Raw genomic sequence first — 24,196 nt, forward strand, 5'->3', positions numbered from 1 at the left:
CCAGAATCAAGGCTATCTCTGTTTCAGGGATAGCTGAAAACCCTTGGATTTCAATGGCTCGCAAGCCCGATGCGAGTCTCGTTTCCCGCTCCAAATTCGATCCTCGGTGCGTCGCCGGGATCAAAAAAAAGAGGCCTTAAGGCCTCTTTTTTTATGCCCGCGTTTTATTGGCCCCTCCTGTCATACCCCCTCACCACGCTTGCGGATCAAGCCGCTGCACAGCACGCCAGCCTCGAACAACAGCCACATAGGCACCGCCAGCAGGGTCTGGGAGAAGATATCCGGCGGCGTCAGAACCATGCCGACTACGAAGCAACCAATCACCACATAAGGCCGGATCTGCTTCAGGTACTTCACGTCGACCACGCCAATCCACACCAGCAGCACCACCGCCACCGGGATTTCGAACGCCACGCCAAAGGCGAAGAACAGCGTCATCACGAAATCGAGGTAGCTGGCGATGTCAGTCATCATCGACACGCCTTCCGGCGTGGCGCTGGCGAAGAAGCCGAAGATCAGCGGGAACACCAGGCAATAGGCAAAGGCCATGCCGGCGTAGAACAGGAAGATGCTCGACACCAGCAGCGCCATGGCAATGCGCTTTTCGTGGCGGTACAGCCCGGGCGCGATAAAGCCCCAGACCTGTTGCAGGATGAACGGGATCGCCAGGAACAGCGACACGATCATGGTCAGCTTGAACGGCGTGAGGAACGGCGAGGCCACGTCGGTGGCGATCATCGTGGCGTTGGCCGGCAAGTGGTCACGCAGAGGCGCCGAGACCAGCGTGTAGATCTGCTGGGCGAAGGAGAACAACCCGGCAAAGATCAGGAATACGACGGCAACGCAGCGCAGCAGGCGGGTGCGCAGTTCGGTCAGGTGCGAAACCAGCGGCATCGGCTGGTCGTGTTGCAGGTATTCGCTCATGGGGCTCGTGGCGTTTGGGGCGGTTCGGGGGATTCGAGAGGGGGCGCCGGCGTGGCGGCAGCAGGCGGTCGGCGGATGTGGCCTGCGTCGATTTCACGTTCCACTTCCAGCTTGATGCTATTGAGGCTGCGCTTGAGCCGCCCGACCCACAGGCCCGCCGTGCGCGCGGCACCGGGCAGCCGCTCGGGGCCAAGTACCAGCAGGGCGATCAGGCCGACCAGTAACAGTTCACTGAAGCTGATTCCGAACATCGTTCAGTCTTTGCCCTGCGCAGCGTTGGCCTGTTGGGCCAGCGGCGTGGCCTGATCCAGCGGTTTGCTGTCTTCGTCGTTCATGGCTTTGCGAAAGCCCTTGATCGATTCGCCCAGGTCGCTGCCGAGGTTCTTCAGCTTCTTGGTGCCGAAGACCAGGACCACGACGGCCAGCAGGACGATCCAGTGTTTCCAGTCAAAAATGCCCATGGTGTGCTCCTTGGGTGAAATGCAGGGCCCGGGCTGGCGCGCTGGCGCCAGCCCGGGTGCCATCAGGCTTCGAGGCCGGCCTTGGCCTGGCCGGTGCGCAGGGTGAAGTTGACACCGATCGACAGGGCAGGCTGTGGCGGGTTCCAGTTTGGCTTGGGTGCCGCCAGCAGGAACTCGGTCAGTGGCTCGGACTTGCCTGCCAGCAGGTTCGCCAGCAGGGTACCGGTGGCGGTGCCACGCACGGTACCCAGGCCGTTGCAGGCCAGCGCGCCATACACGTTCGGGCGCAGCTCGCCGAAGAAACCGGCGCCATTGCGGGTCATGCCCAGGCCGCCGCCCCAGGTGTGCTCGAACGGCACGTCGGTGAGGGTCGGGAAGCGGCGCTCGAACGACTGGCGGTGGGCGACACGGACCTTGTCGGTGTAACCGTCCTTGCTGCGCCCGTCGGGGTTGAAGCTGAAGCTGTTGCGCACCAGGATGCGGTTGTCGTGGGTGCGACGCAGGGTCGAGCCGAACGGGTCGGCCGGGATCACACCCCAGAACTCATGGCCACCGATGCTGGCCTGTTCGGCCGGGGTCAGTGGGCGGGTCAGGCTGCCGTAGGTGAAGATCGGCAGCATGCGGTTTTCCAGGAAGCCGAAATGCTGGCCGAAGTGGTTATTGCCGAGGATCAGCTTGTCGGCCGTGATGCGGCCGGTCGGGTGGTGCAACACGGTCTTCTGGCCGTAGTCGACTGCGGTGATCACCGTGTCTTCGTACAGCACGACGTTTTCGGGCAGGCTGTCGGCCAGGCCTTTTACCAGTGCCGACGGCTGAACCAGCATGGTACCCGGGGTGAACAGCGCCTTGCGGTAGTACGAGGTGCCGATGTGGTCCTTCAGCTCGTTGCCTTCGATCAGCTCAACCTTTTCGCCCAAGGCTTCGAGGCCACCACGGTAGGCGTTGAGCACCGCAATGCCCTTGTCCTCGATGGCGGCCTGGTATTTGCCGGAGTGGCGCAGGTGGGCGTCCACGATGTTGTGCTCGGCCACCAGGTCGCGAAGGATGCCCTGGCCGCGCTGGTTAAGCTGCAGGATGCTCTTGGCAATGGTCTTGTCGCCGATGTAGTCCGGCGCGCCGATGTCGTGGGGGACGTCGATCAGAAAGCCCGCGTTGCGGCCAGAGGTGCCGAAGCCGACCTGCTGCGCTTCGACCAGGATCACCCGGTCCTGCGGGAAGTTCAGAGCCAGCTGGCGGGCTGCCGCCAGGCCGGTGAAGCCGGCGCCGATCACTACCCATGGGGCCTGGTCATCACCGATCAGTGGCGCTTTAGGCTGGCGCACGCGGCTGGTGTGGAACCAGCCTGGGGACGAATCGTCACGTGGCAGCGCATCGACGCGCACCAGCGAATCCGGGTCTTTCGGCAGGCCGTCGCTCAGCAGGGAAGCCGAGCCACCAGCGGCGATGACACCGGCGCCAACGCCAGCGCCGATCAGGACATTTCTTCGTGAAACTGCCATTTCAAAGCATCTCGTTCGAGGGTTGTTGATGAAACGGCCAAGCGTGAAAACGTACATCTAGGATCAGCAAAACCGGCAGGACCGCTTAAGGCAAATCAACGTACAGCATCATCCCAGCCATTAAATACAGTCTGTATACAGATGGTATAATGCTGGTGCGAAGTGCGTCAATCCGCCACGCGCTCCCATATGACCGAGCGGGCTGCTGCCCACCGCGTTGGCGGTTGCCATCAGTTTCTCATCAAGATTGTCCGGTGGTTCTTGCTCATAGTGGCCAGGAATGTATTCCGGGTGATTGTGATGGTGGAAGCTGATGTGGGCGCGGGCGCAAGACCGGACTCGGCTGTAACCTTGAGGCATTGGTGTGCCCTCGCGAAGTCGGGTGAGCACGTCCTTCGTATTCGCAATGGCCGTGACATGTTGTGTCTGGCGCATCGCGAGAATCCAGCCTTGTTGTCGCTGGCGCCTGGCTGGCAGGGCTTGCTGGTTTTGCGCCCGGGGTTGCGAGTGCTCAGTGGCAGTGCCTGGGTGCTCCCTTTGTCGCAAACCAGTCTTTTCAAATTGCAGTTCTTTATCGATCAGGGGGGCATGCCTGGGGTGCAACCTGCTCGAAGCGAACCCTGGGCGGTGCTGAGCGAAGGGCTTGGTCAGGGGCGAGCGGCTGCGGGACTGGAGCCTTGGTATCTCACCCTTGCGCTGCAAGGTGATGCGGCCTATCGAGCCTTCGCCTGTCATTTGCGCAACAGTGAGAGCTACAGGCTGCTCGGTTTTTTGTTGGAGCAAGGCTCGGGCAGTGAAAAGCTCCAGGACCTTGCAGGTCGCTATGGCGTATCTGTGTCGCACTTCAGAAGGCTTTGCCGTCAAGCGCTGGGTGGTGCGGCCAAGTCCGAGTTGCGTGGGTGGCGTACAGCCCAAGCGCTTCTGAGCATGGCTGACGGTACTGCGTCACTGACTGACGTCGCCCTGGAGTTTGGTTATGCCTCCTCCTCGCATTTTTCCAAAGAGATTCGAGAGCTGGTCGGCGTTGCGCCGAGCAGTTTGATTGATATAACCCGCCTTTCGAGCGAATGAACCCATGATGGTAAAAAGTATGTGTTCCCGAGCGCTCATGCTGGCGCTTTGCTGCGTGTGGCTTATGGCTTCATCGGTTGCTGCTGTTGCGGGAGAGGGCTATGTAGCGCGTCAGGAGGGCCTGCGTACATTCTTCGATGCACTGTCAGCCGCTTTGGACAAGCCGGTCATTTTGAGCAAGGCAGCTGCCCGCCGCACCATCAGCGGCGAATTTTCGCTGGCCGCACCGCAGCAGACGCTGGAGCGCATCGTTCGGCAAATGGCGCTGATCTGGTACAGCGATGGTCACACGCTGTATGTCTATGAGGCGGCCGAGGCGAAGAGCGCCGTTATCTCGTTGAACACCATCACTGTCCAGAAGCTGGAGGCTTTCCTGCGCAGCTCAGGTTTGCGTGATGCCCGATACCCTCTGCGCCATGATGGCTTGCGGACCTTTTACATTTCTGGCCCGCCGATCTATGTCGACCTGGTGGCGCAGGCCGCGCAATTCATGGACAACCAAAGTGCCGGCTTGCAACTCGGACAACAGCGCATCGGTGTTATCAATCTGCGCAACACATTCGTTACAGATCGCAAGTACGAGTTGCGCGACCAAAGCATCACGGTACCCGGCATTGCGACAGCTATCGAGACACTGCTCAAGGGTGAAAGCCGGGGTGTCCACTCAGCGATCAACAAGGGCGGTGAAGGGCCTGCGGGTGGCATGCCGGGCTTTCCATTGGAGGGGTTGGGTAGCCCCGAATCCGCATCCACTGACATGACGGCGCCGCGGATCATCGCTCGCGATCTGGCTGCCGGCAATATCCGCGTAGTGGCCTACCCCGATACCAACAGCCTGTTGGTCAAGGGCCTCCCGGAGCAGGTGCATTTCATCGAGAACCTGGTTGCTGCGCTCGATGAGCCAAAGCGTCATGTCGAGCTCTCCCTGTGGATCATCGATCTGCATAAAGATGATCTCAATGAGTTGGGCGTCGACTGGAAGGGATCGTTCAAGGTCGGCTCGAAGGTGGCGGCATCGCTCAATGGCGGCTCGCTGAGCACGCTGGATAGCGATTCGTTCATGGCTGCCATTTCAGCGCTGGAAACCGAAAACCGCGCACGGGTGGTTTCGCGGCCGGTGGTCCTGACTCAAGAAAACGTGCCGGCGATTTTCGACAATAACCGTACGTTCTATGCGCGATTGATCGGTGAACGCAGTGTTGAGCTCGAGCACGTCACTTACGGCACCTTGGTCAGCGTCTTGCCGCGGATTTCAGCATCCGGAGAAGTCGAGATGGCACTCAATATCGAGGATGGCAGTGTGGTCGAGTCGGCGAGGGAAGGGGCGCCAGGGCCCGACACCCTGCCGACGGTTGGCCGAACGCGTATCAGCACTGTTGCCCGGGTGCCGCGGGGTAAAAGTCTGCTGGTAGGTGGGTTCACCCGTGACGAGAGTGGAGAGGTGATCAAGCGTGTCCCGGTGCTTGGGCATATTCCGTACCTGGGGAGGATGTTCAGCTATCGACAGACTCGTACCTCCAACACCGTCCGGGTGTTCCTGATTCAACCTAAAGAGCTCGATAGCGCGCTTGAACCAGGCGCCATGCAGATTGGTGCGCAGGTGATCGGCAACGTGGCCCGTGACCCGGCCGACCGCGCGGTGCTTCGCGCGCTGGAGCGCTGACATGGCCGTTATCGGCCAAGTGCCGGCGCGCATGCAGATGGCGCGCCCGCATCAGGGTAGCGAGCCCCAGGCAAAGGTCGCTGAAGCACCAGAGGACGATGCTACTCCGGCAGCCAGCGTCCAGCGATTCGTCGAGAACAGCGATGAGATGGCGGCTTCCCTGCGTTCGCAGTTTCGCCGTAGAGGCGACTTCGGCAGCAAGTTCGAAGGTTTGGCAGAAAGCTTCGAGCGGGTCCTGGATGAAGATGTGATTCCCAAGGCCCGGCAAATCCAGGCGCTGGCCAGGCTTGCCGAGCGCAGCATCGAATGGTTGCTGGCGCAGGCCCGGGCGCTGTTCCCCGACGACAGCGACCTGGTGCTGGTACTGCGCGAACTGTTGCGCGAAAAGGTAATGGCCGAGGCGACCCGCCTGCGTCTGGAGGCGCTACTGGAACAGGTGCTCGTTCAATCGCCACCCAGGCGTTTGAAGGCCGGTATCAATTCGGCACTCAAAGCCAAGATGTTCGGCAAGGCGCTGGCGTTGCGAGCGGCCTTGCTGCGTGACACCTATCGCTCGTTCCTGGAGTCCGAAGGCGGTGCGGTCGAGTCCTACGAAGACTGGGTAGCCATTTACGGCTATCAGCATCGTGGCTCGGTCCTGGAGTTCATCGAAGCTGCGTTACTGACTGACATCGATGCCCAAGACCCCAGTTGCTCACGCGACGAGTTTGGGCAGTTGCTAAGAAAACTGGGTGATATCAAGCGCCTGCGTTCGGTCGATGTCGTGTTCATTCGGGGCTTGCTCGCTGACGAGCTGGTTTGCCGGCACAACGCCAGCGAGCCGGACTGGTTGGTGTTCCTGCTGGGGCTGTTGCAATTCCCGGACGAGCTCGACCAGTTGCTGTCAGGCCTGTTGGGGGAGCGATTGTTGCTGGTTGCGCACCACGAACGCGCCCAACTGCTGCAATTGTTGCGACTGCTCTGCCTGACATTGCCGCTGGAGCTGTTTGGCGATGACGCGGCATTGGAGCGGATCGCTGAGCAATTCACGCACCTGGCCGACCTGGTGTTTGCCCATGAAACCATCGGGCGGCATGCAGCGTTGGTGGCTCGTTGTACCCCCTAGTTTTCAAGGCCTGTACTTACCATGCTCGACAAATTCTTGCGCAGTGTCATTTCTCGACCGGAGCTGCTGATCCTGACGCTGATGGTGATGATCATCGCCATGCTGATCATTCCATTGCCGACGCCGCTGGTGGATTTTCTGATCGGTCTGAACATCGTCATTGCGATCCTGGTCTTCATGGGCTCGTTCTACATCGAGCGGATCCTGAGTTTTTCCACATTTCCGGCGCTGTTGTTGATCACCACATTGTTCCGTCTGGCGTTATCGATCAGTACCAGTCGGCTTATCCTGGTGCAGGCAGATGCCGGTGAGATCATCGCGTCTTTCGGTGAGTTTGTGATTGGCGACAGCCTGGTGGTGGGCTTCGTGATCTTCGCGATCGTCACCATCGTGCAGTTCATCGTCATAACCAAGGGGTCCGAGCGCGTTGCGGAAGTGGCTGCGCGCTTCTCCCTCGATGGCATGCCGGGCAAGCAGATGAGTATCGACGGCGATCTCAAGGCCGGTGTCATCGATGCCAAGGAGGCTCGAGAGCGGCGCAGTACGCTAGAGCGCGAAAGCCAGTTGTATGGATCTTTCGATGGCGCCATGAAGTTCATCAAGGGCGATGCGATCGCCGGGATCATCATCATTTTCGTCAACTTCCTCGGGGGGATCGCAATCGGTGTCGGGCAACTGGGAATGGACATGTCCGAGGCGCTGTCGACCTACACGTTGCTGACAATCGGCGACGGCCTGGTAGCGCAGATTCCCGCGCTGTTGATCGCCATCGGTGCGGGCTTCATCGTGACCCGTGTCAACGGAGACGAGGCCAACCTGGGGCGCAACATGATGACCCAACTGCTGGGGCATCCTTTTGTGTTGGGTATTACTGCCTTTCTGGCCATCGGTGTGGCGATGCTGCCAGGGTTCCCGGCTGTGGTGTTTCTGATCATCGCCAGCGCGCTGGTGACGTTGCTGTTCTTTCGCCACCGGCTGGAGAAAAAAACCTTGGGTGCTGCCTCCGTTGCGCCGGTGGCGGGTGAAGAGGGAAGTGCCGAAAGCGAATTGGGCCTGATCGAGAACGTCGACGACATGGCCACCGAAACCGTCGCATTGATGCTGCTGGTGCCAACCACGCGCGTTGAAGAACTGCGCACGGCCAAATTATGTGAGCGCTTTCGTAGCCAGTTCTTCATCGATTACGGCATCCGGATCCCCGAACCCCGGTTGCGCGGTGCAGACGCACTGCCATCGGGGCAAGTCGCGGTGTTGATCAATGAGGTCCGTGCCGACCAGTTCGATATTCACTTCGATCTGCTACGTGTTGTCGACTACAAGCCGGAGCTTGAGCATCTTGGTCTGGATCTGACCACAGGTGTCGATAGCAACAAGCAAACCAGCGTATGGGTGCGCAGCACCGAGCGCGAAAAACTGCAGCAGCTGGGGCATCAGTTGCGTCCGGCGTATGACGAATTCTACCGCTGCCTGGTGACCCTGCTGGCGCGCAATATTTCGGAATTTTTCGGGGTGCAGGAGACCAAGGCCCTGCTTGACGAAATGGAAGCGCGCTACCCGGACCTGGTCAAGGAAGTCTATCGCCATGCCACGGTGCAGAAAGTCTCCGAGCTGCTGCAGCGCCTGGTTGCCGAGCGCATTTCGGTGCGCAATATGAAACTCATTCTTGAAACGTTTGCCCACTGGGCCATGCGCGAGAAAGACGTGATTGCCTTGGTCGAGCACGTGCGCGGCGGCCTGGCGCGCTACATCAGCAATAAATTCGCCAACGGCAACGATCTGCGCGTGTTGCTGCTCTCGCCGGAGTTCGAGGACGTGGTGCGCAAGGGCATACGTCAGACCTCTGCCGGCAGCTTCCTAAACCTGGAGCCCTCGGCCAGCGAAGAGCTTATGGACCGCCTGGCCGTCGGGCTCGACAGCCTGCACATTCCTCAGAAAGACATGGTCATCCTGGCCTCGGTGGATGTGCGGCGCTACATCAAGAAACTGATTGAAGGCCGTTTTCGGGAGCTGGACGTGGTTTCGTATGGCGAACTTTCCGAGGCCATTTCAGTGAGTGTGATCAAGACCCTTTAGGAGAGCGCTCCATGCAACACATCGATATCGCTTTGTTGTTGAGGGAGGCGCTGGCACTCAGCGGTTGCAGCGACAAGCAGATGGGCAACTTTGATGGCCACGGTACGATTGAGCTGGAATTGGCCAATCTGCCCGCTATCAACCTGGGTGTCGTCGATAACGGCCTGTGGTTCTGGAGTGGGTTGCTAGAGAGCAGCAACATGCTGCTGGCACATCGATCCGAGGACTTGTTGCGCTTCTTGATGCGCGGTTGCGCATTCGCCCGTACCGGGCAGATGCAGTTGGTCGAGGCCAACGGGATGCTGGAGGTGCGGGTGCTGTTGGCCGCCTCGTCCTATGCGAGTGCAGAGTCGTTGGCGGATACGGTGGACGCGTACCTGGGTGCATTGGCCACGCTTTGCGATCTCGTTCGCCAATGAACCGGGCATTGTTGGAGCGCCGTGCTGCCCACCCGCTGCGGTTGAATGGCCCACTGCTTGAAGCGGCACTGCACGGCGTGGTCATCGGCGAAGTGTGCGAGGTGCGAGGCGACTGGCGGGACACTGCCGTGAGCGCTCGAGCACAAGTGATCGGCTTCAGCCCCGATGCAGTATTGCTCAGCTTGTTGGGTGAAGCGCGAGGGTTGTCCCGTGAATCGCTGGTCGTGCCGACCGGTGCCTTGCTCAGCCTGCATTGCAGCGCTGCCATGCTCGGCAGCGTGATCGACCCGCAGGGGCGCATAGTCGAACGGTTGGCGCCCGGCGATGCATTCGATGGTCGCGACTGCCCGGTGGATGCTGCGCCTCCCACCTACAACCAGCGTCGTCCGGTGAGCCAGCCGATGGCCACCGGCGTAAGGGCGATCGATGGCCTGCTCACGTGTGGCATAGGCCAACGCATCGGCATCTTTGCTGCGGCGGGATCAGGCAAGACTTCATTGATGAACATGCTGATCGCCCACAGCGAAGCGGATGTGTTCGTGATCGGGTTGATCGGTGAGCGGGGGCGGGAGGTTACCGAGTTTGTCGAAACGTTGCGCCATTCGGAAAAATGCACCCGGTGCGTGGTGGTGTACGCGACGTCGGACTTCTCTTCGATCGACCGCTGCAATGCAGCGTTACAGGCAACGGCAATCGCTGAGTATTTCCGTGATCAAGGCCGGCAAGTGGTGCTGATGCTTGACTCCATGACCCGCTATGCCCGCGCCCGCCGCGACCTCGCGCTAGCGGCCGGGGAAGCACCGGCGCGGCGCGGTTATCCCGCTTCGGTGTTCGACTCCCTGCCGCGTTTGCTGGAGCGCCCTGGTGTGACCTCCAACGGGAGCATTACCGCGTTCTACACCGTATTGCTGGAAAGCGACGATGAACCTGACCCCATTGCCGAGGAGATTCGCTCCATTCTCGACGGGCATATCTACCTGAGCCGCACGTTGGCCGCCAGCGGTCATTTCCCGGCAATCGATGTGCTGCGCAGCGCCAGCCGGGTGGCGCATCAGGTCACCGGGCACGATGTTCAGCAACTGGCCGCCAGGGCCCGCAAGGTCTTGGCCCGCATCGAAGAACTGCAGGTATTGCTTGATCTGGGGGAATACCGGGCAGGGGAAAATGCCGCTAACGATCAGGCCATGGCCTGTCGCGAAGCGTTGATGGCGTGGCTTTGCCAGGACTTGAGTGAGGGCTGTGCACCTCAGGTCGCGCTTGAGAGCCTGCATGGTCTGCTTGGCTGATGCCCGGCGCCTGCTGGCGTTCAGCGATCACCGCCAGCGTGAGTGTCAGCGAGCGCTTGATAAGGCCTTGCGCGCATTGGTTCCGCTTGAGCAGGAGCTGCAAGCGATAGAGCAGCAGGCTCATGGGCTCAATGAGCTTTTGATCAGTCAGCGTCCCGAGAATCAACGATTGAGCCATGCGCAGTTACTGGCGCTGTTGCGGCGTCAGGCGGTGATTCGGCGGCAGATCGGCAACCTGGCGTTGGAGCGCACCCGCGTGATGGACCAGCACCAGGAGGCGGCTAAAAGAGTCGAGCGTTTGCAACGGCACCGCAAGGCTTTGCAGCGCAGGCATTTGAAGTACCGGACTCTGGAGCAACGCTTGCTGGGCGAGCGCCGTTCACGTCAGTGGCGCCAGGAAGAAAATGACATTGAAGAACTATTGGTGAATTGGAAATGAGCACAGTGAGACCTCCTGCAGCGGCGGTTCGTCTGGACAGAGATCTTTTACCCAGCGATGAACCCGGCGACCAAGACCTTACGCAAGTTACCGAAGACCGTCATGCACTGGACGAGTTGCCGCAGGGGGCGCTTGTGTTGTTGACGCAATTGCAGCCACTGCGCGAGCCCCCGCTGAAGCTGTCGCTGGCAGCGCTGCACGCGGAGGCTGAGTCCAGGTTGGCCAAAGTACCTGTGGATCAGATGATGTATTCACCCAGCAAGCAGCCGCCTGGGCCGTCCTCGCCGGCACAGGTTGACGCTCGGCTACCGCCAGCTACCCGTTTTCCGGTCGCCACACCCGGCCAGGCTGTCGTCGATGGGGCGCCCCGGCAGCAAGCGCCTTTGTCGTCCACCCGATCACCGGCCGCGATGCCGGCACAAGTGGCTGATCAGGCCGCTGCTGCCAGTGTGCTTCGGGCCGCCGATCAAGCTGTCGCCGACGTGCTGGCCAAGCAGGAAGCCCCTCAAGCATTACCGGCGCAACCGTTGCCTGTGCTTGAAAAGTCATTGCAGTTGCACCACGCAACGCAATTGTCGGTGCCTGCCAAAGCGACCCCTGAACCGAAGCCGGCGCCTGAAGCCAGCACGGCCAGCCAGGCCAGGAACTACCTTCAGGTGCCGTTCAGCAAAGGTGATGCTGTAGGCCTGATCACGGTCAGCAAGGCGGGGCCCGATCGCCCCGAACAGTTGCTGCTCAACCCAAGCAGTGCCTTGGTTTTCAGTCATTTGAGCGACAACCTGGCGCAAGCGCCGGACCCGCGCTGGCGTTTGACTGATCAGCAGGGGCATGACACCCGTCACGGTCATGAGCAGGGGCGCCCGGATGAGGAGGCCGAAGGGCAGAGCGGTCAGGCGTTTCGAGACAGAGGTAAGCGGGGAGGCCAGCAGACGTGACCTCCACTCTGTTGTTGCGACGCGTTGTGCCCCTGGATCATGAGCGGCGCCTTGCGGTGGCCCGCTGGCAGCGTGAGGGGCACCTGGTGCGGTTGAGCCAGCCGTCGCCACAGACACGTTACATCGCCTTCCGGGCACAAGGTTGCCACGGTATCTGGCAAGGCATGATCGGGGCCCATGCGTGGCTGCAAGCGGTGGGCCCGCAATGGTTCCAATGGCTGCATCAGGAGGGCGCGGACCAGGCGATTCTGGATCTGTTCTCGGCGGTGAGCCGGCCCGTCGAAGTCGCGGCCGACCTGCTGGACTACCAGCGCCTGGTTGACTTGAGGCTCATTCAAGGAGCGGCCCTGCAAGGGGCTTGCCTGCCCTGCATTTCAACGCCCCAGAGCGACCTGTGGGTCATCGAAGGGCCGAGCCAACGCAATGCGCCGCCGCGCCCATTACAGGCCTGGTTGCAGGCAGTGCCGCAAGTTCTGCGAGTCGTGCTCGGCAACAGCGAACTGGCTCGATTGCCATCCCTGCAACTGGCGAGGGGCGATGTGCTGGTCATCGCCGCGCAAACCCGACAACTCTTCATGGCCGACCTGTGTGTCGGCCAGTTCACCTTTGGCAAGGAAGGTCTGCACATGCAACTCACTCCCCCGGATAACCTTTCGCCAAGCGCTCCCTGCGTACTGCCGGAGCTGCCGGTCAAACTTGAATTCGTGCTGGGCGAACTCACCCTGAGCATGGCGGCGCTCAACGAGTTCATCGAGCGCCAGGTGCTGCCCCTGGAGCTTACGGCCGCAAGTAACGTGGAAGTGCGTGTCGGTGGCCAGTGTATTGCCCTGGGTGAGCTGGTCCAGCTTGGTGATCGCCTGGGCGTCGAACTGCGTGAGGTTGGCCGGGGCATGGGGCATGAATGACATTTCAATGATCGGGCTGTTGGCAGTGGCTTCGTTGCTGCCATTCCTGATTGCCGCGGGCACCTGTTACATCAAGTTCTCGATCGTGTTCGTCATCGTGCGTAACGCCCTGGGCTTGCAGCAGGTACCCTCGAACATGACCCTCAATGCCGTTGCGCTGTTGCTGGCGATGTTCGTCATGAGCCCCGTGGTGCATCAAGGCTATGACTACTACAAGGAAAACCGTGTGGCGTTCACCAACATCGATGCGGTGGTGGATTTCCTCGATAATGGGCTGGGCAGCTATCGCGAATACCTGGCCAGGTACACCGACCCGGACCTGGCACAGTTCTTCGAGCGGGCACAGATCGCACGCGAAGACCCCAGGGCCTTCGATTTCGAGCCCGATGAGACGCTGGAGCCGTCGTTGTTCGCGTTGCTGCCAGCCTATGCGCTGAGTGAAATCAAGGCCGCTTTCAAGATTGGTTTCTACCTGTATCTGCCCTTCGTCATCGTCGACCTGGTGGTCTCCAGTATCTTGCTTGCCCTGGGCATGATGATGATGAGCCCGGTGATCATCTCCGTACCGATCAAGCTGGTGCTGTTCGTTGCGCTGGATGGCTGGTCCCTGCTTTCTACCGGGCTGGTTGGGCAATACCTGTCCCTGGCTCAATGAGACGCCGCGATGAATGACCTGGTGTTTGCCGGCAACAAAACCTTGTACCTGATACTGATCCTGGTGGCCTGGCCGATCATCGTCGCCACGCTGGTGGGCTTGCTCATCGGTCTGTTTCAAACCGTGACCCAGCTTCAGGAGCAAACCTTGCCTTTCGGCTTCAAACTGCTGGCGGTGTCCATCTGCCTGTTCCTGCTTTCTGGCTGGTACGGCGAGACGTTGCTGGGTTTCAGCCGGGAAGTGATGCGTCTGGCCCTGAAGTGAATCGCGATGAACGTAAGCCTTTTTTTCGACCTGCATGGCTGGCTGGCCGGTGCGGTGATTTGCTTCGCTCGCCTGGCACCGGTGTTTTTCTTGTTGCCGTTTCTTAACAGTCGCGCGCTCACCGGGGCACCGCGAAACGCCGTGATCGTGCTGGTTGGCATGGCGCTCTGGCCTTATACCGCCGAAACCTTGCCTCGTCTGGACTCGCTTGGCTTCTACGGGTTGTTGATGCGAGAGGCCGGTGTGGGCGTGATTCTCGGTTGCCTGTTGTCCTGGCCGTTCTGGGTGTTGCACGCCATGGGCAACCTGATCGATAACCAGCGCGGCGCGATGCTCAGCAGCACGGTCGACCCGGCCAACGGCGACGACACCTCGGAGTTGGCCAATTTTCTCCAGCTGTTCGCGGCGGTGATCTACCTGGAGGGCGGGGGCATGAAGTTGCTGGTGGAAACCCTGAGCCGCAGCTACCAACTCTGCTCGCCGGTACTCGGCTGCGAAATGGCGATCCAGCCGTTGCTCGGGCTGCTTGATCCGTTGATCAGCAAAACGTTGATGATCAGCGCACCCGTGGTGGCGACCTTGTTGCTGACCGAGGCGCTGCTCGGCCTGCTGGCGCGTTTTGCGCCGCAAATGAACGCGTTTTCGGTGTCGCTCACCATCAAGGGCGCCATCGCGTTACTGGTGTTGATCCTGTATTTCAGTGCACACCTGCCGGACGAAATCCTGCGCATGGCCACCAAGCCGGATCAGTTTGTGGACTGGGTCTTCCTGCCGGAGGCCCGCTGAAATGTCCAGTGCCTCGAAAACCGAAAAACCCACGGCCAAGAAGCGTCGCGACGCGGCGAAAAAGGGCCAGACCTTCAAGGCCAAGGATCTCTCCAGTTCCTGCCTGATGCTATGCGCGATCATCTATCTGACGAGCAACGGCAGCTTGCTGGAGGTGATGGAGGTTTATCGACGCATCATCGCTTCAGGCTTCGCCGCCGATCAGCAGCGTTATGCTGCCGAACTCGGGGTGCTGATGCTCAAGGTCGTGGCCCCGCTGATCGTTGTGTGCTTTCTCGCCAGCGCCTTGCCGACGTTGTTGCAGACCGGCCTGGCCATTGCCAGCGAGGCCCTGAAGCTAAACTTCGGCGCACTGAACCCGGTTAACGGTTTCAAAAAGCTGTTCAGCCTCAGAACACTGAAGGACTCCATTAAAGCCCTGTTGTATCTGGGTAGTTTCGTGATCGCATTCTGGATGGTCTGGCTGACACAGCGGCATTTACTGTTTGCGCAACTTTATGCGCAACCTGTCGACCTGTTTCCGATCTGGGCGCATTTGCTGCTGGTGCTGGTGCTGGCATTTCTGGGCTGCATATTGCTGGTCGTCATGCTTGATGCCCTGTGTGAGTACTGGCTGTACATCAAGGACCTGAAGATGGACAAGCAGTCGGTCAAGCGCGAGCACAAGGAGCAGGAAGGCAACCCGGAAATCAAGGGTCGGCGACGCGAGCTGCATCAGGAGCTGTTATCCGAACAGGTCAAATCCGACATTCGTGGTTCGCGGGTGATTGTCGCCAATCCCACACACATCGCCGTGGGCATTTACTTCCGGCCGGAAGTCACGGTGATGCCGTTTATCTCGCTGATGGAAACCAACCAGCGGGCATTGGCCGTGCGCAAGTACGCGGCTGAAGTAGGCGTGCCGGTGATCAGTGACATTGCCCTGGCCCGGCGCATTTTCAAGACCCATCAGCGCTACACCTTCATCCAGATGCAGGAAATCGAAAGCGTTTTGCGTCTGCTGGTCTGGCTCGAACAGGTCGAGCAGGCTTGATGGGCGCCTTGCGAAACCGCTTGCCCGTATGAACGACTCACCAGCACCACGATGAGCGTTTTGTGACGGCGCCTCATGCCTTCAGCTGGCTCAATGGCCCTGTCAGCACCGCTGAAGAAACATTCAGGAGTAAATAGTCATGAGCAGTCGAGAACGCCCAGAGCAGGAACAGGACCGGATGGCCGAGCAGGTGATGCAGGCCGTACTTGACGGTGCATCACTCAAGGATTTGCGCGGCGTCACTGACGAGCAGATGGATAGCCTGTATGCCTTTGCCTATGAGTTCTATGAGCAGGGGCGCCTGGACGATGCGGAAAAATTTTTCCATTTCCTCTGCATCTACGACTTCTATAACGCGCAGTACTGGATGGGTTTGGCGGCGGTGCATCAGCTCAAGCAGAACTATCAGAAAGCGGTTGATCTGTATGCCGTGGCTTTCGCCCAGGGTAAGCACGATTACCGCCCGATGCTCTATACCGGCCAATGCCAGCTTGCGCTGGGGAAAGCCGGCAAGGCCAAGCTGTGCTTTGAGTATGTCATCGAGCGCGTTCAGGAGCCGGGTATGCGACAGCAGGCCCAGGCTTACCTGGCTGCGTTAAGCAGTGTCGAAGCCGACCATTCGGAGGAAGAGTTGTAATGGATATCAGGGCCTTGTACTCACGCGTATCCCCAGAAACGCTGGCCCGGCAGGCTGGTAAGGAAAATTACGCCGCTGCGGCGAGCAAAGCCGCCAACACCAAGGCCTATCAGCGCGCCGCCGATACGGCGCTGGCCAACCTGCAAGGTGTGAGCTACGTCGCCCAGTCGCAAGGTGGTGAGGTTGCTGCGCCGGGTAGGCCGATTCTGGCTGTGCCATCGCCAGGTGCCGAGCGTGCGAAGCAGGGTTCCGCAGACACGTTCACCTTGCTGATGGCCTCGCTCATCAACTTGCTGGGTGACGTCAGCCTGGAGTCGCTCAAGTCACGCATGGAAATTCTCAGGTCGGCAGCCAAGGCCAGTGCTGATGGCAACAAGGCGTTGTCAGACAGTTATCTGAGTGCGCTGGCGGAGCTGGAAGCGGCTGTCGCTTCTGCGAGCAGCTCCGAAGAAGAACTTGCGAAGGCCAAGGCTAACGTTGACAGCGCACAAAGGGCGCTGGCCGATGCTGAAGCGGCGCTGGAGAAAACCGAACCGGGTACTCCCGAGCATGCCAAAGCCCTGGCGGCCCGCGACCAGGCGCAGGGCAAGTTGACCGGCGCCCAGCAACAACTGAACCAAGCCAATCTGGCGCATCAGGCCGCAGTCAAGGTGGCGGGTGAGGCTGGCAAAAAGGTCGAGGCTCAGGCCAGGTTGGTGGAAAACGCGGGGCTGGGCGACACGCCGGTGCTCGATGGCATCAAGAATCAGCTGAACGCGGCTGCGACCATGGTGCTGCTGATGGCACGTTTTGCAGCGTTGATGGGCGAAAGCGCAGAAAACAAGATTGAAGCGGAGCAGGAGCTGTTCCGCAGCATGCAGGCGGCGCGTCAGGAGTACATGGAGAAGAAGTCTGAAGAGTACCTGGAGCAAGTGCGTAAAGCCGAAGCTGCCAGCAAGACGGCGGGGTGTATCGGCAAGATTCTGGGCGCGGTGCTGACCGTGGTCAGTGTTGTCGGGGCTGCCTTCACGGGGGGCGCCAGCCTGGCATTGGCAGCTGTCGGTGTGGGGTTGATGGCCGCAGACATGCTGGTCAAGCAGTTGACCGGGGTGTCGTTCATGGAGCAGGCGATGAAGCCGCTGATGGACAACCTCCTCAGCCCGATGATTCAGGCCATCGGTAAGGGGATTACGGACCTTCTGAAAAAGGCCGGCATTGATGCGGCGTCGGCCGAGATGGCCGGCATGATCATGGGCGCGATCGTTGGCGCCGTGGCCATGGTCGCGGTACTGGTGGTTGTCGCGGTCGTTGGCAAGTCCGCTGCGGGGCGGGTCGCCAGTGCGATGGGCAATATGTTCGGCAAATTGGCCAACAAGATGGCGCCACAGATGCTCAAGCAGGCTGCGCGGGCGGTCAGCAATGGTTTTTCCAGTGTCATGACCAAGGCCCGTACCAGCATCGGTCTCAAGTCGGATCCCAACTCCCTGGGTATGTATGCATCACGCCTGGCGGCTTCGGTGGCGGTCGTGGAGGCGGGCGGTATCGCTGCCCAGTCCGCGATGGAAATCAAGTCCGGCATTCACCAGCGCAACGCGGCGCAACACCTGGCCGATCTCGAGTTCGCCAAGGTTATTTCCGAAGAGCTGAAAAATTATCTGAGCGATATGGTTCAGCTCTTCGACCAGTCCATGAAGGCCAAGGATGACGCCATCAAGAAAGCCTTCAGCATCCAGGACAGTATCAACAGCAGCAACCTGAGCATGGCACGCAACATTTAGTTCAATTCAACAGGGTTGGAACTCATGGATATTTCGATCAATAGTCGCGCCACGTCGGGGATCAACCGTCAGGTTGCAGAAGTGGCAGGCAAGGTCATCGTCGAACACAAGCAGCCGATGTCGGTCAGTGGTATCAGTGGGCGGCTCGATGCACAGGTGTTGATGTCGCGGCCCACGCAGGCTGTCGAAGCGATGACGCCTCAGCAGTTGAACCGGCACCTGGACACCTCAGGGTTCAGTGAGAGCGAAAGCCAGGCGATGATGGCGTTGTTTCTGGCCACGGTGGTCCAGCAGGAGAAAGCATGGCCCGAGGGCGCAGAAGAAGACTCGGTGAGGGACCTGATGTCGTTCGACCCCGGCGCGTGGGAAAAGCACATTGGTGTGTTGGTGGCGGCAATCGTCGCGGTCAACATTGCACGCAAATCGAGTGCTGAACTCAGCGGCAAATTCACCCAGATGGCCTATGAAGCCGCCGTCGCGCAAGGCGTTGCAATCATGGCAGGTGGCCAGGCCGCGATGTGGGCCGCGGTCAGTGGCGCGGTCGTGGCCGCCACCATGTCCGTCGCCGGTGCCACGTTGTCCTTGCGTGGGCAGAGCCAGAAACACACTGATATCAAGACCAACAAAATGGATGCGGCTAAGTTTGATGCGCAAGCCCAGCAGATGCGCGTTGACTTGAAAACCCGGCCGGCCGCCATGACTGCGTCGGGTCCAAAACAGGTGACGGGCATCAATGCCAAGGGCGAGCTCACAACGCTGGAGCTGCAAGGCGGCAGCGGCAAGCTTGACCCGAGCGAGCGGGCAGCCCTTGAGTCGAACATCCGTGAGGCGGTTGCCCAAGCCAAGGAAGCGCGCATGAAAAGTGCGCTGCAGGCGAAAACCTACGAGCGCAACCTGACGGTTGGCGGTGCCATCAGTTCCATGGCGATGATGACCAGCTCCGGGTTGTCCGCCATCCTGCGTTTGCAAGAGTATTCACAGCGCCAGAGCGAGGTGCTGCACCAGTCCGGGCAGAGCCTGAACAAAGCGGTCAGTGATGCTGCCAACCAGAGTGTCAATGAAGATACGGCACTGGTAGGCAAGATGCTCGACGCCATCCAGCAGTTGGTCGACAGCCGCGGTTCCACCCTCAACAGCATTGCCTCTGCGCGCGCCTGATCAGGAGTTGATTCATGCCGATTGTTATCAGTTCCTCCTCCACCATTTCGCGGCTTGTTGCTCAGCTGGCGAATGAAGAGGTTCGCACCCATGAGGTTGAACATCATCCACTCCCGTCGGCAGCTGAACGGCTGGCGCAGTCGGTGGTGTCCCGGTTAGTTGCCCTGAATACCCGCCTCGCCGATATAGGTCGTGCAGTGAAGGCGTTCTGTTTGCCTTCTATTGCCGGCCCTGTTGATTTCGCGGCCGGGGAGGAGGGGGTGCGTGAGTACTTCAGCAAGCGTCTTGCTGAGGGCGTCAAAACGGAGAAGGCCTTACGAAAGATGCTCGAAACAGTAGAGGCCAGTAAGGCTCAGTGGCATTTGCTGGAAGCCGAGGTACGTAAGTTGGCGGCCCTTGCCCAGCCTGCTACCCCCAGCATCCAACAGTGGAAGGATGAAACGCTCAGGAAGATAGGCGATTTACCACATGCGCCAGAAGGCGTTCGCAATTTCTTGAACTCGCTTAGTGGCAGCGCCGATTTTTTTGAGCAGTTGCTGGCGATGATTGGTTTCATCAAGGGCGAATACCTGGCGATCTACGAGGCGCTGCTGACCAAGTACTCGGAATTCTACAAAGAATTCAACGAAACCATCATGGCGAAGATGGGGGACTGGATAAAAGGCAAGTCGGACGGCAAGGAAGTCGAAGTAAGCTGGGAGTTGCGCGCTGCTTTAGACGCATTGCGTCGAAAGTATTCGCAAGCCCCGGATGGTGCCCTCTACCCGGTTTCCGATCAGGGATCTGCGACTGAGGAAGAGGCGCAGAAGTGGGCCAAGGCCATGGGGTTGCCTGCTTCATGTGTGCAGCCTGACGGCAAGGGTGGCTATCGCGTGATGATGGACTTGTCACCGCTGGAGGCAATGATTGCCGCGGCTCCCATATTAGGGGCGACGTGGGATACCGCGAAATTTCAAGCCTGGCAAACCGGATTCAACAGCCTGGAAGGTGATTTGAAGAATCAGTTGCAGTTGTTCACTACCAAGTATGGTAATGCCAACTCGTACCACGAAAATTTCAACAAGATTCTGTCCTCGCAATTGAGCCAATACGCAGAATTGCTCAAAGCGATCGCCAGCGGAATTGGCTGATGTAGTTTTCGTGGTTGCCGCACCAGGGTGGTTTGAAATGCCAAGGGTCAATGTAGCTTCAAGTGTAATTCCGGTGATGACCTTTCAGGGAGGGGGTCGTAATGAGAGAAGTATTACGGGGGCGCTGCTGTCAAGCAAGAACAATGCTGAGGTGAACCTGGCCAAGGTTTACCATCCGGACACGCCGCATACACAGGATGCAGCGTATCGGGATCTTGCAAAGCAAGCGTGCAAAGACATTCTTGGTGACAACGCGCGTGTTGTACTGCGGGACGAAACTAACCATGGCGCACGGTTGACAGAGCATGCGATCAATCTTTTTGTGCTCAAGAAAGAGAGCGGTGGCCGTGAGGGGGGATCGTTGGAAAAAGCGATCGAGCAACTCATTGGTGCAGTTCAGTCTTATCGTGACAAGGGGGAGGAGGGTTACTCATCGACATGCAATGTAGGTTCGACTTCTGCGTATCAAGCCAACATCGATATAGAGAAAGCGATTGATACGCTTGTCAGCAAGCTGCGTGGCGTCTTTGATACCGCGGCGGGCCTGATGCATGACATGTACCTGCGTGACGGGCTTCCGAAGGCGCAAGGGTTCAGTTTGGGCTTGAATCTTATTGAGCAGTCTGCGGTCAATAGCAGCTTTTGTGGAAACGCTACTGAGGTAGCCAATAGTCATCTGGTGTCCCAGTTGGACGGCCATATGCGAAAGGGAGGCGGTATTGGCCTGGCCCATTTTGTCAGAGCCATGCTGAGCCAGCTGGACCTGGGGCGTGAGCCAGTGGCAGTTCGCTCGAAGCCATTGAAGGAACCTACTACAAAGGCTCGAAGCGAGAGAGGCGATGTCGGGCGTTTGGCTCGGGATATCGTTCAGACAGGTGGCGGAGCCAGAATTGGCGACATCATTGTCAAGCCGGATGCTTCCTCCGGAGGGCAGGGCGTGCTGCTCAAGGCGCTTGATATCATCGGCGAGCAAAACCGGCTCTTGCAAAACCAAAACGTTGACCTCAAGCGTGAACTGCTGAGGGTGACTAACCCGAATCAAAACCCCGTGACTACTGATTTGTCCTCGGGTAGCAGCCAGATCTTAGATCCCGGAAGCGACATGAGCCTCAAGCGTGCGAGTGCCGCTCAAGTTGGGGGTGTGGCAAACGACAATCGGTTATCAAGCGCATCTTCGAGTGAAATATTGGATAAGGTTGAGACTTCTCCTTCTGACACAGAGGCTGCCGATAAGTCGGAAGATGGCGATAAGGCTGATTCAGTCTTAGAAGATGTGAGCACTGATCGCTCTAAGTATTTAGTCGTACCTGCTCCCAGAGTGTACTTTTCTGCCGGTAGCAGTTCATATGTGAGCGGCACTTCGAAGTGGGGGAAATGATGAATCTTGAAATAGAAGCCGTCATCATCGCGATCCTCGCCGATAAACTCGTGGTCGACGTCGAGGCCGTTACCCCAAATGCCCGCTTGGTGGAGGACCTCGGTGCGGATTCGTTGAATTTTCTGGAAATCACGCTGGATATCAACCAAGTCCTGGCGATTGAACTGCCTTCAGAAGGGGTGGTACGTATTCGCAAGGTCGACGATCTACATCGCCTGGTTCATCAGACAGTCGCTCAGGCAACGGTCTGATCTCTCTGTCAAAACTGCGCGCCCATCAGGGCGCGCAGTTTTTTTGCGGGGAAAATTCAGGGTATACGCCGCGTGGCATACGTCGACGACTCAGTACTAAAAGGTAATGCCCTTCGGACGGATTAATCTCTGTGCTATTAAGGAAAATTCCCAAATATTGTAAGTGTATGTTTCCCTATAGTTGAGCTCTCAAGTCGGGGCGCGGGCTCACTTAGACAATACCGCGGCCTGCTTAATGTACAGGGGGGCAAGTTGCGTTATGGGATGGGGCTCTGATCAATCGTCAAGCCGGTCGTTTGTTTTTGACCGATGGATTTTGCAGGGAGATGGATTGCTTCTGCATGACGGTAACGGACTACACCTTCCACCCAAGGAATTGCATGTGTTGCGGCTACTCTTGGAGGCTGCGGGTTCGCTGGTTCCCAAGGGCTGGCTGCTTGACCAGGTGTGGCCCCACTGCGATGTAGCCGAGGAGTCGCTTACCCGCTGTATTTACGCGCTGCGCAAGTTGCTGGGGCGTGAGAATGACTATATCAAGACGGTCTATGGCAAAGGCTATCGATTTGCAGGGCGGGTCGTTGAAACAGTCGCTTCGTCATCCTCGCCGTCGTCGGTGCCCTCGTTATTGGTCTTGCCGTTGTGGGCGCAGGATCAGGCGTGCGGCCTGGAAATCCAGTGCGAAGTGGTTCGCCGGCTGGCCGCCGCGTTCGGTGAAAGCCTGTGTGTGATGCCGGCTGGGCTGACCGCCAATGCGCAAGTTTCAGAAGATTGGCTGTCGATAGTTGAGCGAATGACGCCTGATTTTTATCTCTGTATCCGCTGTATTTCTCAGGCGGGCTGTGGGGTGTTGTCCGTCGAGTTGGCTCGAGGTCGCAACCATGCGCTGCTGCATGGTGAAACGCTGGTGGCATGCGGCGGCTGGGAACAAGCATTGCAGCGCCTGGTTTCGCTGGTGGCGCAGCGGCTGCGATCGAGTCCCAAAAAGTGGTGTAACTCATCATGGCTCTGGTCCCTGGGTTTGCCGTCGGGTTGATCACAGCCAGCTTGGTTTGTGGGCGCTTATAGCCGGACACTCATCATGGGTACCGGTTTTTCCTCATAGTTTGATCAGGATTGATTGCCGGCCACTCCCTATCATTGATTGCACGTCGAAGCGTTAGGCGCTTTTCCTATTGTTATACCGGGGGTGAACAGCATGCAGGACTCCCCTGCAACGCAATACGTCCTGAGGGTGTTCAGTGGTCCGCTACAGGGTTGCGAGTTTGATCTGGCGCAGCAGCGTACTCTTTTCGTCGTGGGCTCCGAGGCAAAGTTTTGCTCCATCGAGCATCCGCTGAGTGTTCCGGCAGATGCGATCTACATTCCGCTGGAGTGCGGTGGGGGCAACTTCGAGGTATTGCTTGGCGACAATGACGGCTCGGGGTGTGTGGTGCGTATCCTGGGCGACAAAGGTGTGGTTGAGCGCCCCCTTGCATTCCAGTCACTGGAAAATCTATCGGGGTTGCTAATCGCCGTGCGCCCGTTCCATGAGGCGTGGCAGAGCGAGTTGTTGGTACGAGGGCCGGCTGTGCTTGCAGAGCCCGAGCCGGCTCGGGCGCCAAGTACTGTCTCGCGGCGAGTGGCTATTGGAGCCGTGTTGGCGATGGTGGTCGGTGTGGCGATATTCGGTTGGTACGCCTCGCGCCCCACGCCAGTATCGAATGTCGAGGCGCTGATTGCCGGGGGCAATCACAGCATGATCGTGGTGCATGGTCGCGACCAGGCGATTTACGTTTTCGCCGACTCCGAGCGCGATGCCGGGTGGGGAAGACAGGTGTTGGTGCGCAATGGGTACTCGGCGACTCAGGTGATGACCCTGTACGACGAGCGCCGGCGCCTGGAGAGTCTGGTGTCGAGCCTGGCGCCGCAACTTGCCTATCACCGTATGGATCTCAGTGATCCGCTTGTTCCGCGATTGTTGATCAGTCGCCAACGCAGCGTGCTGACACCCGAGTTGCAGCGCCGCCTGGAGGGTGCGCTGGGCGCAGTCGCGCCCTACGCTCGCGAAATAAAGATCGTGCGTAGTGACGACGACGAACTCTTGCATCTGGCCGAGCAAGGCTTGCAACGCTTGGCACTGCTCTTTACTCGGCACAAGCATGCTGACGGCGTGACCTTTACGGTCGATGGCACGCTCGAGGACGCCGAGTTGCAGGCCCTGGGCGACTTTGTTACGGCATTCGGTCGCCAGTGGGGTGAGCGATACGTTCATTTCGCAATCGAGCTCAAGGATGACTGGCGCAAGGGCAAGTCCTTCCAGTATGGCCCTCAGGGCTACATCAAGATGACGCCGTCATCCTGGTACTTTCCTAAACCCCTTTGATAATG

The 24,196-nt window shown here is 59.2% G+C and carries 24 protein-coding genes and 1 pseudogene; 21 read left to right on the forward strand and 4 right to left on the reverse strand.

Going from position 1 to position 24,196, the window contains the following annotated elements; translation table 11 throughout:
• Positions 1 to 180 precede the first annotated feature (180 nt).
• The 4 genes and pseudogenes from tatC to ACQKPZ_RS05110 form a co-directional block, all read right to left on the reverse strand.
• On the reverse strand, positions 181 to 924 hold the full coding sequence (gene tatC, locus ACQKPZ_RS05095; RefSeq protein ID WP_427535900.1) for a twin-arginine translocase subunit TatC: 744 nt from the start codon (positions 922 to 924) through the stop codon (positions 181 to 183).
• A pseudogene (gene tatB / locus ACQKPZ_RS05100) lies at positions 924 to 1,175 on the reverse strand (Sec-independent protein translocase protein TatB); the annotation flags it as partial. The pseudogene tatB and the gene tatC, both read right to left, overlap by 1 nt.
• A 3-nt stretch (positions 1,176 to 1,178) precedes the next feature.
• On the reverse strand, positions 1,179 to 1,385 hold the full coding sequence (locus ACQKPZ_RS05105) for a twin-arginine translocase TatA/TatE family subunit (RefSeq protein ID WP_391128131.1): 207 nt from the start codon (positions 1,383 to 1,385) through the stop codon (positions 1,179 to 1,181).
• A gap of 62 nt (positions 1,386 to 1,447) precedes the next feature.
• Positions 1,448 to 2,770, reverse strand: a complete 1,323-nt coding sequence (locus ACQKPZ_RS05110; protein WP_391128256.1) for an NAD(P)/FAD-dependent oxidoreductase — start codon at positions 2,768 to 2,770, stop codon at positions 1,448 to 1,450.
• Positions 2,771 to 3,073: 303 nt separating this feature from the next.
• On the opposite strand from ACQKPZ_RS05110, the gene ACQKPZ_RS05115 reads away from it, so the two are divergent.
• The 21 genes from ACQKPZ_RS05115 (at position 3,074) to ACQKPZ_RS05215 (ending at position 24,191) form a co-directional block, all read left to right on the forward strand.
• Positions 3,074 to 3,955, forward strand: a complete 882-nt coding sequence (locus ACQKPZ_RS05115) for a helix-turn-helix domain-containing protein (RefSeq protein ID WP_427535901.1) — start codon at positions 3,074 to 3,076, stop codon at positions 3,953 to 3,955.
• Positions 3,956 to 3,959: 4 nt separating this feature from the next.
• Positions 3,960 to 5,618, forward strand: a complete 1,659-nt coding sequence (gene sctC, locus ACQKPZ_RS05120; protein ID WP_427535902.1) for a type III secretion system outer membrane ring subunit SctC — start codon at positions 3,960 to 3,962, stop codon at positions 5,616 to 5,618.
• Position 5,619: 1 nt separating this feature from the next.
• Positions 5,620 to 6,723, forward strand: coding sequence for a type III secretion system gatekeeper subunit SctW (gene sctW / locus ACQKPZ_RS05125; RefSeq protein ID WP_427535903.1), 1,104 nt, complete (start codon positions 5,620 to 5,622; stop codon positions 6,721 to 6,723).
• Between the two features lie 21 nt (positions 6,724 to 6,744).
• On the forward strand, positions 6,745 to 8,796 hold the full coding sequence (locus tag ACQKPZ_RS05130) for an EscV/YscV/HrcV family type III secretion system export apparatus protein (RefSeq protein ID WP_427535904.1): 2,052 nt from the start codon (positions 6,745 to 6,747) through the stop codon (positions 8,794 to 8,796).
• Positions 8,797 to 8,807: 11 nt separating this feature from the next.
• A complete protein-coding gene (locus ACQKPZ_RS05135; RefSeq protein WP_427535905.1) occupies positions 8,808 to 9,215 on the forward strand; it encodes an Invasion protein B family in 408 nt (135 codons plus the stop codon).
• A complete protein-coding gene (sctN, locus tag ACQKPZ_RS05140) occupies positions 9,212 to 10,501 on the forward strand; it encodes a type III secretion system ATPase SctN (RefSeq protein ID WP_427535906.1) in 1,290 nt (429 codons plus the stop codon). Before ACQKPZ_RS05135 ends, sctN begins: the two co-directional genes overlap by 4 nt.
• On the forward strand, positions 10,485 to 10,940 hold the full coding sequence (locus ACQKPZ_RS05145; RefSeq protein WP_427535907.1) for a hypothetical protein: 456 nt from the start codon (positions 10,485 to 10,487) through the stop codon (positions 10,938 to 10,940). The genes sctN and ACQKPZ_RS05145 overlap by 17 nt, the downstream gene beginning before the upstream one ends.
• Before the next feature lie 422 nt (positions 10,941 to 11,362).
• Positions 11,363 to 11,875, forward strand: a complete 513-nt coding sequence (locus ACQKPZ_RS05150) for a hypothetical protein (protein ID WP_427535908.1) — start codon at positions 11,363 to 11,365, stop codon at positions 11,873 to 11,875.
• Complete coding sequence (locus tag ACQKPZ_RS05155) at positions 11,872 to 12,780, forward strand: FliM/FliN family flagellar motor switch protein (protein ID WP_427535909.1); 909 nt, start codon at positions 11,872 to 11,874, stop codon at positions 12,778 to 12,780. The genes ACQKPZ_RS05150 and ACQKPZ_RS05155 overlap by 4 nt, the downstream gene beginning before the upstream one ends.
• Entirely contained in the window at positions 12,773 to 13,435 is a 663-nt protein-coding gene (locus ACQKPZ_RS05160) for an EscR/YscR/HrcR family type III secretion system export apparatus protein (protein ID WP_427535910.1), read from the forward strand. Before ACQKPZ_RS05155 ends, ACQKPZ_RS05160 begins: the two co-directional genes overlap by 8 nt.
• A gap of 9 nt (positions 13,436 to 13,444) precedes the next feature.
• Complete coding sequence (locus tag ACQKPZ_RS05165; protein WP_016711568.1) at positions 13,445 to 13,699, forward strand: EscS/YscS/HrcS family type III secretion system export apparatus protein; 255 nt, start codon at positions 13,445 to 13,447, stop codon at positions 13,697 to 13,699.
• 6 nt (positions 13,700 to 13,705) lie between these two features.
• The gene (gene sctT / locus ACQKPZ_RS05170) at positions 13,706 to 14,485 is read left to right on the forward strand and encodes a type III secretion system export apparatus subunit SctT (RefSeq protein ID WP_427535911.1); all 780 of its coding nucleotides are present in this window, start codon (positions 13,706 to 13,708) and stop codon (positions 14,483 to 14,485) included.
• A gap of 1 nt (position 14,486) precedes the next feature.
• Positions 14,487 to 15,518 carry an EscU/YscU/HrcU family type III secretion system export apparatus switch protein gene (locus tag ACQKPZ_RS05175; protein WP_427535912.1) on the forward strand — a complete coding sequence of 344 codons (1,032 nt, stop codon included), beginning with the start codon at positions 14,487 to 14,489 and terminating at the stop codon, positions 15,516 to 15,518.
• A gap of 139 nt (positions 15,519 to 15,657) precedes the next feature.
• The gene (gene sicA / locus ACQKPZ_RS05180) at positions 15,658 to 16,155 is read left to right on the forward strand and encodes a type III secretion system translocator chaperone SicA (protein WP_427535913.1); all 498 of its coding nucleotides are present in this window, start codon (positions 15,658 to 15,660) and stop codon (positions 16,153 to 16,155) included.
• Positions 16,155 to 17,912 (forward strand): type III secretion system translocon subunit SctE, encoded by a 1,758-nt coding sequence (gene sctE / locus ACQKPZ_RS05185; protein ID WP_427535914.1) that lies wholly within the window; start codon positions 16,155 to 16,157, stop codon positions 17,910 to 17,912. Before sicA ends, sctE begins: the two co-directional genes overlap by 1 nt.
• A gap of 24 nt (positions 17,913 to 17,936) precedes the next feature.
• Positions 17,937 to 19,070 carry an IpaC/SipC family type III secretion system effector gene (locus ACQKPZ_RS05190; RefSeq protein WP_427535915.1) on the forward strand — a complete coding sequence of 378 codons (1,134 nt, stop codon included), beginning with the start codon at positions 17,937 to 17,939 and terminating at the stop codon, positions 19,068 to 19,070.
• Positions 19,071 to 19,084: 14 nt separating this feature from the next.
• Positions 19,085 to 20,200, forward strand: a complete 1,116-nt coding sequence (locus ACQKPZ_RS05195) for an IpaD/SipD/SspD family type III secretion system needle tip protein (RefSeq protein ID WP_427535916.1) — start codon at positions 19,085 to 19,087, stop codon at positions 20,198 to 20,200.
• 37 nt (positions 20,201 to 20,237) lie between these two features.
• A complete protein-coding gene (locus ACQKPZ_RS05200; protein WP_427535917.1) occupies positions 20,238 to 21,578 on the forward strand; it encodes a hypothetical protein in 1,341 nt (446 codons plus the stop codon).
• Positions 21,575 to 21,829 (forward strand): acyl carrier protein, encoded by a 255-nt coding sequence (locus tag ACQKPZ_RS05205; RefSeq protein WP_427535918.1) that lies wholly within the window; start codon positions 21,575 to 21,577, stop codon positions 21,827 to 21,829. Before ACQKPZ_RS05200 ends, ACQKPZ_RS05205 begins: the two co-directional genes overlap by 4 nt.
• Positions 21,830 to 22,160: 331 nt before the next feature.
• On the forward strand, positions 22,161 to 22,862 hold the full coding sequence (locus ACQKPZ_RS05210) for a winged helix-turn-helix domain-containing protein (RefSeq protein WP_427535919.1): 702 nt from the start codon (positions 22,161 to 22,163) through the stop codon (positions 22,860 to 22,862).
• Between the two features lie 162 nt (positions 22,863 to 23,024).
• Positions 23,025 to 24,191 carry a PrgH/EprH family type III secretion apparatus protein gene (locus ACQKPZ_RS05215; RefSeq protein WP_427535920.1) on the forward strand — a complete coding sequence of 389 codons (1,167 nt, stop codon included), beginning with the start codon at positions 23,025 to 23,027 and terminating at the stop codon, positions 24,189 to 24,191.
• The last annotated feature ends 5 nt before the right edge of the window (positions 24,192 to 24,196 follow it).

This window comes from Pseudomonas sp. NPDC089547 (assembly GCF_050280665.1).
In the GTDB taxonomy this organism is placed as follows: domain Bacteria; phylum Pseudomonadota; class Gammaproteobacteria; order Pseudomonadales; family Pseudomonadaceae; genus Aquipseudomonas.